Origin of the sequence: Bradyrhizobium sp. (assembly GCF_035652035.1) — a bacterium.
Lineage (GTDB): Bacteria > Pseudomonadota > Alphaproteobacteria > Rhizobiales > Xanthobacteraceae > Bradyrhizobium.
Window position 1 is genome coordinate 49,902 of sequence record NZ_DASREO010000112.1, and the last position, 13,652, is coordinate 63,553.

At 61.3% G+C, this 13,652-nt stretch carries 12 protein-coding genes and 3 tRNA genes; 8 read left to right on the forward strand and 7 right to left on the reverse strand.

Annotation, left to right across the window (positions count from 1 at the left end; genetic code table 11):
* Positions 1–35 precede the first annotated feature (35 nt).
* From VFB05_RS31260 to VFB05_RS31275, 4 genes are all read left to right on the forward strand, one after another.
* Positions 36–110 (forward strand) — tRNA-Thr (locus VFB05_RS31260).
* A gap of 133 nt (positions 111–243) precedes the next feature.
* Entirely contained in the window at positions 244–633 is a 390-nt protein-coding gene (locus VFB05_RS31265) for a hypothetical protein (protein ID WP_325019900.1), read from the forward strand.
* A 170-nt stretch (positions 634–803) separates the two neighbouring features.
* The gene (locus VFB05_RS31270; protein ID WP_325019902.1) at positions 804–1,448 is read left to right on the forward strand and encodes a hypothetical protein; all 645 of its coding nucleotides are present in this window, start codon (positions 804–806) and stop codon (positions 1,446–1,448) included.
* Positions 1,449–1,489: 41 nt separating this feature from the next.
* Positions 1,490–1,909, forward strand: a complete 420-nt coding sequence (locus tag VFB05_RS31275) for a hypothetical protein (protein ID WP_325019905.1) — start codon at positions 1,490–1,492, stop codon at positions 1,907–1,909.
* 81 nt (positions 1,910–1,990) lie between these two features.
* On the opposite strand, the gene rlmB is transcribed toward VFB05_RS31275, so the two are convergent.
* Complete coding sequence (gene rlmB, locus VFB05_RS31280) at positions 1,991–2,824, reverse strand: 23S rRNA (guanosine(2251)-2'-O)-methyltransferase RlmB (RefSeq protein WP_325019907.1); 834 nt, start codon at positions 2,822–2,824, stop codon at positions 1,991–1,993.
* Positions 2,825–3,047: 223 nt separating this feature from the next.
* Here rlmB and VFB05_RS31285 point away from each other — a divergent pair.
* Positions 3,048–3,133: transfer RNA gene (locus VFB05_RS31285), tRNA-Tyr, on the forward strand.
* Positions 3,134–3,292: 159 nt separating this feature from the next.
* Here VFB05_RS31285 and VFB05_RS31290 read toward each other — a convergent pair.
* Together VFB05_RS31290 and VFB05_RS31295 are read right to left on the reverse strand one after the other, a co-directional pair.
* Positions 3,293–4,642 carry an MFS transporter gene (locus VFB05_RS31290; RefSeq protein WP_325019909.1) on the reverse strand — a complete coding sequence of 450 codons (1,350 nt, stop codon included), beginning with the start codon at positions 4,640–4,642 and terminating at the stop codon, positions 3,293–3,295.
* An 84-nt stretch (positions 4,643–4,726) separates the two neighbouring features.
* Complete coding sequence (locus VFB05_RS31295; RefSeq protein WP_325019911.1) at positions 4,727–5,599, reverse strand: phytanoyl-CoA dioxygenase family protein; 873 nt, start codon at positions 5,597–5,599, stop codon at positions 4,727–4,729.
* Between the two features lie 98 nt (positions 5,600–5,697).
* Between VFB05_RS31295 and VFB05_RS31300 the strand changes: the two genes are divergently transcribed.
* Positions 5,698–6,711 carry a LacI family DNA-binding transcriptional regulator gene (locus VFB05_RS31300; protein ID WP_325019913.1) on the forward strand — a complete coding sequence of 338 codons (1,014 nt, stop codon included), beginning with the start codon at positions 5,698–5,700 and terminating at the stop codon, positions 6,709–6,711.
* 14 nt (positions 6,712–6,725) lie between these two features.
* On the opposite strand, the gene VFB05_RS31305 is transcribed toward VFB05_RS31300, so the two are convergent.
* On the reverse strand, positions 6,726–7,922 hold the full coding sequence (locus tag VFB05_RS31305; protein WP_325019915.1) for an alginate O-acetyltransferase AlgX-related protein: 1,197 nt from the start codon (positions 7,920–7,922) through the stop codon (positions 6,726–6,728).
* A gap of 168 nt (positions 7,923–8,090) precedes the next feature.
* Entirely contained in the window at positions 8,091–9,503 is a 1,413-nt protein-coding gene (locus VFB05_RS31310) for an MBOAT family O-acyltransferase (protein ID WP_325019918.1), read from the reverse strand.
* Between the two features lie 712 nt (positions 9,504–10,215).
* Between VFB05_RS31310 and VFB05_RS31315 the strand changes: the two genes are divergently transcribed.
* Both VFB05_RS31315 and ppk2 read left to right on the forward strand, forming a co-directional pair.
* Positions 10,216–10,289, forward strand: a tRNA-Gly gene (locus VFB05_RS31315).
* Between the two features lie 444 nt (positions 10,290–10,733).
* Positions 10,734–11,561, forward strand: coding sequence for a polyphosphate kinase 2 (gene ppk2, locus VFB05_RS31320; RefSeq protein ID WP_414643345.1), 828 nt, complete (start codon positions 10,734–10,736; stop codon positions 11,559–11,561).
* Between the two features lie 95 nt (positions 11,562–11,656).
* Here ppk2 and VFB05_RS31325 read toward each other — a convergent pair whose 3' ends face one another.
* Entirely contained in the window at positions 11,657–12,109 is a 453-nt protein-coding gene (locus VFB05_RS31325) for a helix-turn-helix domain-containing protein (protein WP_325019920.1), read from the reverse strand.
* A 214-nt stretch (positions 12,110–12,323) separates the two neighbouring features.
* A complete protein-coding gene (locus VFB05_RS31330; RefSeq protein WP_325020066.1) occupies positions 12,324–13,538 on the reverse strand; it encodes an ABC transporter substrate-binding protein in 1,215 nt (404 codons plus the stop codon).
* Positions 13,539–13,652 lie beyond the last annotated feature (114 nt).

Genomic DNA, 13,652 nt, shown 5'->3' on the forward strand with positions numbered 1-13,652 from the left:
GGCAACTCTGCTATTGGACGCCCCGATCTCAATTCGCCGGTTTAGCTCAGCGGTAGAGCAGCGGTTTTGTAAACCGAAGGTCGGGAGTTCAATCCTCTCAACCGGCACCAGCGCTCGAAAATGGCCTTCGCGCCCACCCATCAGCATCGATTAAAACCGCCGCGGCTTGGTTAACCGCTGATTAATTTTATTCTGCGACTGCTGTTCTCGGCGGCCCCGATCCGGGCTTGCGGAGGGACACGGATGTCGACGTCAGCGATCACCAGCCTCTTCAACGCTCTGCAGTCGAGCTATACGACCACGTCGCAGGCCCAGTTCCCGCCCGGCTCGAAGTTTGCCAAGGTCGATCCGACGAAATGGCAGGGCACCTGGACTGCAACGGATTCCAAGGGCAAGCCGGTTACACTCACGATTTCGAACGTCAGCGGCTATCGCGCGACTGTCCGCTTTACGAATGCCGAAAGTGGCCTTCAGACCGGGCGCGTCATGATCAACACCAACGGTATCTTCCGCATCGGCAATTCCCAGATGCAGCTGACCGGCGCCGGCAAGATGACGATCTCTACCGTCGTCACCGATTCCACGACCGGCAAACAGTCGATGGAAACCGATCACGCCAAGCTCCAGAGCTGAACGGCCCGCGCGCTGCCGCGGCGTCCGGTTAACATTTTCGTATCGCGACCCCTCCCAAATTGACGAAGCATGAAGGGCTCGGCGTTAGGCTTACCGCTAGTTTGGCGGCTTGCCTTAACCCTCGATGCCTCGCGTTCGATTAGGGTTACGGCCTATTTCGGATGTGGATGATGCGCGCAGCAATCACACTGGCGGTCTTGATCGGAACGGCGGCCGCGGCATGCGCCGAAAGCGGCCCAGTGATCGCGATTCCCGGCCGCCCGGGCGTGCCCGTCATCATCAACGGCGTCGATGCATCCTATGCGGTGGTCGAAGGCGACTGGGGCCTGGCCAAGGGCGTGCATAATTTCCCCGTGACGGTGTATGGCGGCCATCCGGCCGAGCCGCCGCCGGAAGTCGGTCACTATTATCCGAGTGCGGGCCGTCTGCCGGGCTATGGCCGGCTCGAGATCGAAAGCGCCGCCAAGCCGAAACCCGCGCCGACCTTCCATGAATCCTGGTCCGCCGGATCGAGGCAGGCAGATCCCCTCATTCCCTCAACGCAATTCAATCAGGTGCCGCAGTATCCGCCGCCCGTGATCCTGGCGCCGCAATTCAACGAGCGCGATCGCGGCCGCGGCCGACGCTTTCAGCAAGACTCTGCGATGCCGCAGCAGAATTCGGCGGCCCCGCTGATTTCGCCCGCTCCGCAGCGCTCTGCACCCCCTCAGCAGAACTCTGTGGTCCCTCAACAGAACGGGCCGGCCGTTCAGCAGAACGCTCCGGCCGCTCAGCCGGAAGTCAGGGAGCAGGGAGGTCCAGAACACCGTCCGTAAGATTCGACCTCAATAACAAAGTCACCCAACAGGAGAGAGTAATGCGTCAGTTGATTTCAGGAATGGTAGCGGCGCTCGCCGTGATCGCAGCGGGCGTTGCGCCTGCCAAGGCGTGCGATATGTGCTCGCCGTGCGGCTATGTGTGCGGCGGCGGCTATGTTCAGCCATACGTGCAGCCTTACGTTCAGCCCTACGCGGCCTTTGAGCGGCTGCCCGATCCGGAGGTGCAGTATCACGCGGCCCCGATCGCGCCGCCGCAATACTACTACGTCAATCAGGGCCCGACCTACAGCGGTCCCGGCAATTTCGCGCCGCGCCCGTATTATCAGGAAGGCGGCGTCTACGGCTGGCCCCATCATCGCCATCACTACGGCTACCACGCCTTTCACCACTATCCGTGGCACCATCACTACGGATATCGCTACGGCTATCGTCCGCACGTGCTGCACAGCTACTACTGATCGGCTGAACGGCCTCATCGAGGCGAAGCAACATCGGCGCCTGCTTGCGTGATCTGCAAGCGGGCGTTCTTCGTTTTGGGGCTAGCTCATCAGGCAGAGCCGGCTTGCGCCGATATAAAGCGCGAGCACGGCCGCGTTCGAGACGTTGAGGCTCTTGATCTCGCCGGGCATATCGAGGCGCGCGACGACGCCGCAGGTCTCGCGGGTCAGTTGGCGCAGGCCTTTGCCTTCCGCGCCGAGCACGAGCGCCAGGGGTTCGCGCAACGCGACCGAGGCGAGATTTTGTTCGCCCTGGCTGTCGAGGCCGACGGTCAAAAAGCCGCGCTCGTTCATCTCGGTCAGCGCGCGGGCGAGATTCTGCACCGTCACCAGCGGCACCAGCTCCAGCGCGCCTGAGGCGGACTTCGCCAGCACGCCGGTCGCCTCCGGGCTGTGGCGCGCAGTGGTGACGATCGCCTTCACCGCAAAGGCCGCCGCCGAGCGCATGATGGCGCCGACATTGTGCGGGTCGGTGATCTGGTCGAGCACCAGCACGATGCCTTCTTGCGGCAGCGTATCGATGTCGGGCGAGGCAAGGGGCTCTGCTTCCGCCAGCATCCCCTGATGCACCGCGTCCGGCCCGAGCCGCTGGTCGATCAGGGTCGGCCGCACGATCTCGGGTGTGACGCGGGTGTCGATCTTGTCGTCTGCCAGGCGGCGGGCGGCGTTTTCAGTCAGGAACAGCTTGCGAATGCGCCGCTTCGGGTTGGCGAGCGCGGCGGTGACCGTGTGCCAGCCATAGAGGATCACGGTATCGTCGGCCGCGCCCTCGCGCCCGCGCCAGGGCTGCCGTCGGCCGGCTTCCCGGCGTGGCCCGGCGTGTCTCTTGGGCCCCTCGGGGCGCTGGAATTTCGGTTTTCGGTCGCGATCTCGCATGGAAGGCTTGTCTCACGGGTACCAGTTCAAGGCAATTCCACGACAATTTACTGAGGCTCTGAAAATGTTGGCATTTTCGGCTCCGGCGTCGGTTGACTTTGCGTGTGTCCTTCGCCCATAAACGCGCCCGGCCGGGGCTTTAAACGGAGCGTTTCGGCTTTCAGCGTCATCGACAGGCTGATGTCCGCTGCCCAGGCGGGCAAGTTTGCGATGGATCTGAGACGGGGAAGTGTCCCGAGTGGCAAAGGGAGCTGACTGTAAATCAGCCGCCTCATGGCTTCGAAGGTTCGAGTCCTTCCTTCCCCACCAGCCTTCGCGCTTGGCGGCCACGCGTGGCCCTCATCCGAGATGCTACTCCAAAGCGCGCGGATCATGTCTTTCAGTGCGATCGCGTGCTGCCAGCATCGGACAAGTCGCGTCCGTCCGCGCCGGTGATCGCATAAGGCGCCGGTCTTCAGTCTCGTCCACTCATGCCCGCTGAGGCATCACCGCCGAAAGCGCGTCGCGACGATCGACTTCGGCCGCCGTGATGTCTTCTTGGTAGGTTTCCGGTCCTGCCCAGATCGCAACCACCGTGCAGAGCGACAGGAAGATCGCGTAACACGCGACCGGCCACCAGGTGCCATAGGCGGCAACCAGCGCAGTCGCGACGAACGGCGCGGGTCCGCCCGACAGCAGCGATCCCAGTTCGCGTGCAAACGCAAAGCCTGCGAAGCGGCGTTGCGGCGGAAATAGTTCGGCGAAGTAGGCGGCTTGCGGGCCGAACATCGCCGCGATCACCACGGCTCTCGCCAGGATGAAAGCGAGCGCGATCAGGATCCATTGCCTGGTGCCGACCAGCCAGAAGAAGGGGAAGGCGAGGGCAACGCCGGCGAGCGCACCGAACATATAGACGGGACGCCGTCCGACCCGGTCGGACAGGGCGGCAAAGCCGAGGATTGCGAACAGCTCGACGACGAAGGCGAGCATCAAGGCGCTGAGTGCTTCCGAACTTGGGACACCCACCGTCTTGATCACGTAGCTGAGCCCGAACACCGGGAAGAAGTAGCCCAATCCGTTCTCTGCCATGCGCGCGCCGAGCACGACCAGGAAGTTGCGTGGATGATTGCGCAACGCCTCCATCGCCGGGTTCTTTTCGACAATGCCACGCGCGACGACCGCTTCCTTGTAGACGGGCGTCTCGGCGACGCGCATGCGCACGTAGATGCCGACGAGGATGAGCACGAAGCTCGCCAAAAATGGCAGGCGCCAGCCCCAGCTCATCAGGGCGTCGTGCGGCAGCATTGATACCAAAGCGAACGCACCGGCCGCCATGAGATTGCCAACGGAAACTCCAAGCGGCGCAAAACCGCCCCAGAAACCGCGATGGTTGGCGGGCGCGTTCTCGACCAGATAGATCACCGCGCCGCCGTATTCGGCGCCGGCGCCAAGCCCTTGCACGACCCGCATCGCGACCAGAAGCAGCGGCGCCCAGACGCCGATCTGAGAGTAGGTGGGCAACAGGCCGATCAAGGTCGTGCCAAGTCCGATCATCAGGAGCGTCGCGACCAGCACCGGCTTGCGGCCGTAGCGGTCACCAAGAACGCCGAAGATGATGCCGCCGATGGGACGAACGGCGAAACCGACACCGAACGTCAAAAACGAGAGCAGGGTGCCGACCACCGGATCGCTCTTCGGAAAGAACAACTCGCCGAACACCAGCGCCGCAGCGGTGCCATAGAGGAAGAAATCGTACCATTCGAGTGCCGAGCCGATGCTTGCGGCCAGCACAACACGTAGACGCGGTTTGCCGGCGCCATCGGCTCCCATCTTGGTCATGCGTTTCCCCGTATGTTTTGTTTTGATTTTAGTTCTTGAAGAGCAAAGCCCGCAGGTTTCGGCCTGCGGGCTCTGTTCGCGTCTCTACGCTGCGCGCGTGAAGTAGTTTTTCTTGGACGCCGATTGCGTCTCGTAGATCGAGCCCTGGCGTTTGGGCGGTGGCAGCGGCATGCGCGCCGGCACGTCGGTCAGCCGCGGTGCGATCACCGGCGGACCTGCCAGCAGGCGGCTGTTGAACTCGTCGAAATCCTTCACGCCCGCGAGCGGCCAGGCGTCGCTGGCGGCGACCTCGTAGAGCAACAGATTGCGCGGGCGATTGGAGGTGTTCATGGCCGATCCGTGCAAAGCGCGCACGTGATGGAAGGACATGCTGCCGGCTTTGCCCATGCAGGGCAAAGCGCGCTTGATTTCATCCTGGATCAGATCGGGATCGATCAAGCCTGCGAAGCAGCCGTCCTCGCCGTGGTGATTCCACATCCCGTCGCCGGTGTGGGTGCCCGGCGTGACCAGCATCGGGCCGTTCTCGAGGTCGCAGTCGTCAAGCAGCACGCCGATGGCGAGGATGTCGTCGTTGGTGTGCGGATAAAACGCCCAATCCTGGTGCCATTCCACCGGCGAGCCATACTGCGCGGACTTCATGTTCAGCTTCGAGCCGTGCAGGCGCAAACCCGGGCCGATGAGCTGGGTGAGAATCTCGATCACCGGCTGGCTGCGCACGATCTCGTCGAAGATCGGATGAACCTTGTGCGGGGTCTTGATGCGGCGAACGCGAGGGGTCTCCTGCGTATGACCGGGCTCGAGGTCGTAGACGTCGGTGTGCTCGGTGACGGTGGCAGCGCCGGCCACCAGCTCCGCGATCACGCCGCGCACCTTTTCAAGCGTGCCGGTGTCCAGCACCTCGGGCACGACAATGACGCCGTCGCGCTTGTAGGCCTCGACCAAGCTCTCAGGAATCATTCGCCTCGCTCCATACTATTAGTCATGTTAGCGCTAACATGGGATGATGGTAGCGCTGTCATGCTATATGGGCAAGGCAAAATCGTGCATGGATGGCCATGACCCAGCAATTGCCGCCTGAGACCAGGGACAACCTCCCGGACGTTCCACCGACCTTGTCGGCGGTCGCGAAGCTTGCCGGCGTTTCCTCGATCACCGTGAGCCGGGTGGTGCGGCTACCGGCGCAGGTCGCGCCGGAGACCCGCGCGCGGGTCGAGCGCGCGATGCGCGAATTGGGATATGTGCCCAATCTCGTCGCGGGCGCGCTGGCGAGCGCGCGCACCAATTCGGTCGGCGTGCTGGTGCCGACCATCGACAATTCGATCTTCGCCGATACCGTTCAGGGATTGTCGGACAAGCTCGAGCCCGCGGGCTTTTCGGTCATCCTCGCACAGTCACGCTACGACGCCGAGCGCGAGGACCGCATGCTGGCGGCGCTTTTGTCGCGACGGCCGGAAGCGATCATCATGGTCGGATCGCCCGCGACGGAGGAGGGCGTGCGGCTGCTGCGCAACGCACGGATTCCGGTGGTTGAAACCTGGGACCTGCCGGCAACTCCGATCGATGCGGTCGCCGGCTTCGACAATTTCAAGGCAGGCGTCGCAGTCGCAAAGCACCTGATCGCGCAGGGAAGGCGGCGTCTCGCGTTCATCGGCAGCAACGATCCGCGCGGCACCCGCCGCTGGTTCGGCTTTCGCGAGGAAGCGCTGGCGCATGGGCTGGCCGAGCCGCGGCGGCTCATCCTCGATCGCAATGCGCCCGGCAGCGTGGCGGCTAACGTCGAGTTGCCGGGCGTGGACGCCGTCTTTGCCGCCAACGACGCCTATGCCATCGGCTTCATGGCAGGCTTGCGCAAAGCCGGCGTCTTGCGCCATGGCCCGGCGTCGGAGCAGCCGGTCGCGGTCATCGGCCTCGGCAATCTTGAAATGGGCCAGCTCATCTCACCGAGCCTGAGCACCATCAGCGTGCACGGGCATAGCATCGGCCGCACGGCGGCAACGCTGACGCTCGAGCGCGACGGCGAGCGTCGCATCGACCTCGGGTTCGAACTGGTGCTGCGCGACAGCGGCTGACGGTTCCCCGACCGTCACTTTGCATTCACCACCGCCCTCAGCTGATCGACGTAAGCCACCTTCGCTGAAGCCATGAAGGATTCGTTTTCCTCCAGGATCATCACCTTCGCATTCCGCCAGGCATTGAGATCACCCTCGGGAAGGTTTCGCTGCAATTCGCGATAAGGCTCGCCGCCGAAGCGGCCGAGCGTGGCGTAGTAGTAGAATTGAAGCCGGGCAAGGCAATTTGCTTCGATCATGATGCGCGACGGCAGATTGCCGAAGCTGGAGCCGACCATCTCGACATCGAGCTGCCGCGCCGGGCTCTCCGCACAGGGCACTTCCGGCTGGAAGCTGACCTTCGGCGTTTGATAGCCGAGCGGCGGGAAGAACACGTTCAGGAGATCGGCGAGCTCACGATCGGCGCCCTTCGCCGGCTGCGACATCGTATAGGTGAACTTGAACGGCGGAATGATTTCGCGCCCGGCGAGGCGATTGATCTCGTCGACGACGGCCGATACGGCGACCGCGCCGCCGACATCGTTCCAGTGCACGCCGCCTTGCGGGAAGAGGTCAAAGGGGTATTTGCCCTTCAGCCCGTGAATCAGGCTTGCGGTATCGATCACGTTGATGCCCTCGCGCTTCAGCGCGCTGACGTAATCAGGAACAAGCTGCGTGCGGGCCGCTGGCGTAGAGGGGCAGGGCAGGCGATCGACAAAATATTCCGGAAGATGCGCCGCCTTCGATGGCGTGATCACGTAGACGAAAACCGCGCCACGCGCAGAATAGAAGTTCTGGATGTCCTTCAGCTTCGGGATGGCGACTGCGGCGAGCTTCGCGCCCATGCCTTCGGTGCGCGAGCAATAATCGTCGAGATAGGTTTGCTCGATCAGGTGGCCGTTCGCGCCGCGGAAGACATTGGGTGCGGTGAGCTCGCCGAACAAATGAAAGCGGATTTCGTTGTTGATGCGGATGAGAAGTGGCCGGATCGGCATCGCATCGGTGACCCGGCTCACCACCGCCTTCTGGAATTTGCCGTCGCGGATCTCGGCCCATGAGAAATTGACTGCGGCGTCGTAGGTAACGCCGCCGAGCGTCGGTCCGATCTTGATCGCGCGCTTGGGAAAGTACTGCGCGGCGATCAGATTCCAGGCGGTACCGAGCGGCAACAGCGCCAGAAAGAGGCAGAATGCGGCGCGGATGATGGGGCGGGAGAGGCTCAAGCTGCCCATCACTGGTGGTCCGATTCTAACATTCGCATCCCTTCTCAGCGATCACCTTTGCGAATGTTAGAATCAAAAGCACCACCGGCAAATATGTTTTGCTAGTGGAGTTTTCGGATTTGACATTCGCGTTCCGAGTTTGCGGCTAGGTCCATAACGAATGTCAAATCCACTCCACTAGAACCTGAAATAGATGAAGGGCTGGAACGGCGCGGTCACCGCCCGCGCAATGGCAAGCACATAGATCACCACGAGTGCTGCGATCGTCGCCGTTCGCAGCCACGCATTGACGTCGTAGGCGCGGATCAGCGCGGGGTAAAGGCGCGTTGCCGGCAACAGCGAAATGATCGCGCCAAGCACCAGCGTAAACGGCACCTCAGCGGGAATCTCGGTGGTGTTGGTGGCGTGTGTCTGGCCGGCCAGCGCCGAGAGGAAGGTGAAGAGATGCGAGGGCGTATCGGAGCGGAAGATCGCCCAGCCGATCATCACGATAAGCAGCGTGGCGATCGTTGCCACCACCGCGCCGCATCGTTCCAGCGCCTTGCTCAGGAAGATGCGGTCGAGCGTGAGGAACAAGCCGTTATAGGCGCCCCACAGCACGAAGTTCCAGCTTGCGCCGTGCCATAGCCCGGACAGCAGGAAGCAGATCCAGAGATTGAGATAGGTGCGAGCTTCGCCTTCGCGATTTCCGCCGAGCGGCTTGTAGAGATAGTCGCGGATCCATGTTGTCAGGGATATGTGCCAGCGCCGCCAGAATTCCGTCAGCGACCTTGCGATGTAGGGCTTGTCGAAATTCTCCTTCAGGCCAAAGCCGAGCATGCGGGCGAGGCCAATCGCCATGTCGGAATAGCCGGCGAAATCGAAATAGATTTGCAAGGTGAAACTTGCGAGCGCGAGCCATGCGCGCCCCGTATCGAGACTGGCGGGGTCGGCGGCGAAGATCGTGTTGACGAAGGCGCCGAGCGGATCGGCGATCAGGAGCTTGCGGCCGATGCCGCGCGAAAAGCGCAGGAAGCCGACGCCGAAATCGCTCCATTCCACCGCTCGTGGCGAGGCGATCTGGTCGCGCATCTCGTGATATTTGAGGATGGGTCCCGCGAGCAGTTTCGGGAAGAACAGAACGAACAGGCAGTAGTCCCAAAACGTCGCCGCCGGCTTGGAGACGCCGCGATAGGTGTCGACGAGATAGGTGATCTTCTCGAACACCACGAAGGAGACGCCGATCGGCAGCGCCAGATGCAACAGCGGCAATCGGTGCGCGCCGAACGGCGATAGCGCCAGATTGAGATTGTCCGCGATGAAGTCCGCATATTTGTAGACGAAGAGGATCGCAAGGTTGCCGCCGATGCCGGCTGCCAATGCGAGTGTGCGGATGGAACGCGGGTTCGGCTCCCCTAAGCGGAACGACAGCGCGTAGTCGAACGCGGTCGAGACCAGCAGGATCAGAACGAAGACCGGTTCGCCCCAGAGATAGAACAGCGCGCTCGCGACGAGCAGCGTCCATTTCTTGGTCGGGGTTCCCCGGGCGAGCAGATAGAGCGCGTAGAAGGCGGGAAAAACCGTGAGGAACAGCGGCTCGTAAAAAAGCATCTGATGTCGTCGTTTGTTCCGTCAAAGTCGGTTGCTGCGAACATCGATGAAGCAGAATTCGTATCCCCCGTCCAGATGAGCGGTCCGCGCCTTGAGGCGGCGATGTCTGTTTCGTCCCGGTGCAGCGGTGAAACACGCCTGAAATACGATAATTCGCCGATCGACTCGAACGGCCCTCGCGCAGGGGGCGACTGATGAGGCGAAACGCCAATCAGCGGAGGCAGTCATGACAGGCCATCCAGTCAGAATCATCTGCGACCAGGTGCGTTTTCCGCCATCGAATGAAGGGAGCGATTGGCACGACGAAGTCGGCCACCACCGCTACTACGGCAGCTCAGTCTTGAATGGCGGTGAGAGACTGGCCGAAACCCGCCGCCGATCGCAGGCGCCCTCGAGCGATCTCCGCCGCCTTTGAAACGAAGGCTGTTCGGTTCCACGAAGCGCGACAAATGACAAAGGGCGCGGCGGGTGACCCCGTCGCGCCCCGTTCCTGAAACTCGCTGGTCCAGGCGCCGGCATCGCGACGCCAAGCTCGTTGCTTAGCGGGCGATCCCAGCGAGGTGACAGCGCTTGGTATAAGACACTGGATCACCTCCTTTCGTTGTTGACGGAGCCTTTAATATAAGCGGCGACTGCCGGCCTGTTAAGGCTCGGGGAACGGTGCAAGGAGGTTGAGACCGCTGATCCGGCGTGATAGGGGATCGACCGGCGCGCGGGTGTAGCTCAATGGTAGAGCAGCAGCCTTCCAAGCTGAATACGAGGGTTCGATTCCCTTCACCCGCTCCAACAGCAATTTCAATGGCTTAGCTGGAAGTTTTGAGTTTCCCGTTTGAGCGCCATTCCCACATTTTTGGCCCGTCGCGGCTGAAGCTCGTGCAAATTCGCAAGTCGTTTCCGCCTCGACTTGAAGTCGTTGTCCTCGCGGTGAACGTTTCAAAATGGGCGTAGCTCGCGGCGGCCAGAGATCAGTCTGGTTGTCCAGTGACGGACTGCATTGGCCACGCGAAGCAGCGCGCTCTTGGCCAGCCCTTTGCGCGGCTCGCATACATTGCGACTGCTTCAAGGAGCCGCTTCGAGATTTCTGAAAGCCGCTCCACAACGAAATGACGGATACCTTGGATCCACTCAAGGTCGTTCGACGAAAATGCCTTGTATTGATCTAGGTCAACCACCTCCTTTGACCGCGCCCGATAGGGTTGCCTCCAGTCATGCATGGGAGCGTTTCAATTGGTGAAGAATGGCCAAAGAAAGCACCTGACCGACGCGACCGGTGTCTTGGACAAGATGGGTCGCAAGGAATTCGAGAAGGAGCTTGCGAAGCTCCAACTGGAATTGGTCCGCCTGCAGACCTGGGTCCGAGCCAAGAGTGCGCGGGTCATGGTGGTTTTCGAGGGCCGCGACACGGCAGGCAAGGGCGGTGTGATCAGCCGCATTACCGCTCGCACCAGCCCCCGCGTCTACAGGCACGTGGCATTGCCTGCACCCTCCGACCGGGAGAAAACGCAGCTCTACATTCAGCGTTACGTCGCGCATTTTCCGGCGGCGGGTGAAATCATCCTGTTCGACCGTTCGTGGTACAACCGCGCAGGCGTCGAGCGGGTGATGGGCTTTTGCAGCGACGACGAGTACGAGCGCTTCTTGAAGCTGGCTCCTGCGGTCGAACGGGAGTTGGCCGTCAACAACGGCATCATTCTGCGCAAGTACTTTCTCGATGTCAGCCAGGACGAACAGCGGCGCCGTTTCGAGGCCCGGATCAATAACCCGGCCAAGCATTGGAAGCTGAGCCCGATGGACGTCGAATCCGTGCGGCGGTGGTGGGATTATACGGAAGCCTACCAGCGCATGATCAAGGCCACGCACACGCCGGAGGCGCCGTGGCACATCGTGCCGGCGGACGACAAGCGTCGCGCGCGGTTGAACCTCATTCGGCATCTGCTCGACAGCATTCCTTACAAGAAGGTCAAGGTAGACTTGCCGAAGATTCCAAAAGCGCAGTCGCGGCCCAAAGGTGCAACCGCAGATCTGGGCGCAGGCCAGCCGATCGGCAGCCATTACTGAAAAGGCAGGAACGGCAGGGCCGGCGTCGCCGATCGGATTTCCTCGCCGGCGATACGATCGATATCGACGGCGGGCACCACGTGGCGGCCGGCTGATTATGCCGGGCGCTCGTCAACCGCGTTGCCATGGGGCGCTTCCAGCGCCTTCAGCTCGTCGGCAGCGGTAATGATCGCATCGCGAATTTTCAGAAAATACTCGGCGTCAATTCGCGAGGCGAGCCAGTCGAGGTCACCGCGATAGCCGCGTGGCCCCTCCTTGCGGACGACGCCTTCGGAAATCAGAACGTCGAGACAGCGGCGCACATTGGAGCGCGGCAATCCGAGGTATTTGGAAAGGTCGGAAGCAGTCAATGACGGCCCGCCGAAACTGTCTGAAATCCGGATCGTCAGTGCCACTAAAAGTTCTTCGAACACCGCCCCGAGGTGCTTTCGGCCGTAGCCGCTGCGCATCGCCATGAAGCACGCGATTGTCAAGCGGCTGACGATCGCAGACTGCTTGTGGCGCTTCGCCAATGCTGCATCTGAATTGTTTGGCGTTTCCCCGGCCATTTTCGCCATCCCTGTTTTTGCTTGTCATCGTATTTAGCGGATGCATTCTTCAGCTGCAAAATGAGACTGTCTTAGCTCCGTAGCCATCGCCAATGCGTCGCCGTCTGATACGTATTTTCGAAAATGAAACGGCGTTTGCGATTGCTGTGATCTGTCTGGGGCTTTTTCCGGTCGCGATGGTGCTGGCCGTTTTCTTCTTGAAGTAATCAGCAGATCAATGATCGGCGTTGGAGAAGGCCGTCTCGAGGACATCGCCGATCGATTGCCACGTCTGGCCGTCGAATTGAACCAGTCGCATATGTCTGATCGGCCTGAAGTTGAAGGGTCCTGTGCTGATTTTGACCCCGGGTAGCAAAGCGGAGTTTTGGTAGTCCTTCAGCGTCGCAGCCTGCTTCATGACGTTCTCGCGCGACAAGTCGTTGCCGCACTGTCTGAGCACCTGCACGAGGGTCTCGGCGGCCGCATAGCCGAAGACAGCCGCGCCGTCGTCCTTGCCTCCCGCCCGACTGTATTTGTCGATAAATGCCTGCCAATTCTTTGCGTCGGCGTTCCAGGCGGGATCACTGGCATCTTTCAAGAAGGCGGCTGTAATCACCCCAACGGAATTTTCCGGGCCGGCAGGCTTTAGCGCCGTCGCAATGGAAGAGGCCATGTGGTCGAGGATGAACACAGGGTGCCAATTCAGCTTCGCGGCGTCCTGGATGACTTTCGCTGCGTTCGCCGGCAGTCCTGCAAATACGAAGATCTCGGCTCCCGATTGCTTCAAGATCGAAATATGCGTGTCCAGATGCTCGTCAGCAGCATCGTAGGCGATATCGGCTCTGATCGCGCGTGCGGTGTCTCCCAGCCCGTCTTCCAACCCCTTGAAGATCTCCCGGCCGACTTGATCGTTCTGCCAAAGAGCGACGATCCGGCGGTTAGGGTAGGTCGCTTGTATGTAGTTGGCGTAGATGCGTCCTTCTTCCCGAAATGAGGGCTGCCAACCCATCGTCCACGGAAACAACGATGGATCGAATAGATGATCGTCTCCGGACGCCACAAACAACTGAGGAATTTGTCTTTCGTTCAGATATTTGCGCACGGCCAGATTGCCCGGAGTTCCGAAGGAGCCGAACATCAGCAGGACGTTGTCGTTTTCGACAAGAGCACTGGTAAGCTTCAGGGCGGTTACTGGATCGGATTTATCGTCATAGGAGATAAAGCGGATCTTGCGGCCGTTGATTCCGCCGCGCTCGTTCAGCAGATCAAAGTATGCCGCTTCGGCTTTCCCGATCGCGCCGAAGGCCTGCAGGCTTCCGCTGTAGGGCATCAGATTGCCGATGCGAATTTCAGTGTCGGTCACGGCCTCGTCGCGGACGCGCTCGGAGATCGCGCTTAAGCTCGCAAGCGCCAGGACGACGGCAACGAGCATTCGTGTCCATGTTTGCATTCGAACAAGCTCAACGACAAACCGCATGGCGAGACTTCGATTCGTATTTGAAGGAAGTCAGCTTGACCTAAATCAAGCTCCGGAAATTGGCCCATCTGAGGGCGAAGGGGCCGC

Bases quoted from the DNA above. Each gene is read 5' to 3' on its own strand.
- VFB05_RS31265 (WP_325019900.1), top strand. From the start codon at position 244: ATGTCGACGTCAGCGATCACCAGCCTCTTCAACGCTCTGCAGTCGAGC.
- VFB05_RS31270 (WP_325019902.1), top strand. From the start codon at position 804: ATGCGCGCAGCAATCACACTGGCGGTCTTGATCGGAACGGCGGCCGCG.
- VFB05_RS31275 (WP_325019905.1), top strand. From the start codon at position 1,490: ATGCGTCAGTTGATTTCAGGAATGGTAGCGGCGCTCGCCGTGATCGCA.
- rlmB (WP_325019907.1), bottom strand. From the start codon at position 2,824: ATGCGAGATCGCGACCGAAAACCGAAATTCCAGCGCCCCGAGGGGCCC.
- VFB05_RS31290 (WP_325019909.1), bottom strand. From the start codon at position 4,642: ATGACCAAGATGGGAGCCGATGGCGCCGGCAAACCGCGTCTACGTGTT.
- VFB05_RS31295 (WP_325019911.1), bottom strand. From the start codon at position 5,599: ATGATTCCTGAGAGCTTGGTCGAGGCCTACAAGCGCGACGGCGTCATT.
- VFB05_RS31300 (WP_325019913.1), top strand. From the start codon at position 5,698: ATGACCCAGCAATTGCCGCCTGAGACCAGGGACAACCTCCCGGACGTT.
- VFB05_RS31305 (WP_325019915.1), bottom strand. From the start codon at position 7,922: ATGGGCAGCTTGAGCCTCTCCCGCCCCATCATCCGCGCCGCATTCTGC.
- VFB05_RS31310 (WP_325019918.1), bottom strand. From the start codon at position 9,503: ATGCTTTTTTACGAGCCGCTGTTCCTCACGGTTTTTCCCGCCTTCTAC.
- VFB05_RS31325 (WP_325019920.1), bottom strand. From the start codon at position 12,109: ATGGCCGGGGAAACGCCAAACAATTCAGATGCAGCATTGGCGAAGCGC.
- VFB05_RS31330 (WP_325020066.1), bottom strand. From the start codon at position 13,538: ATGCAAACATGGACACGAATGCTCGTTGCCGTCGTCCTGGCGCTTGCG.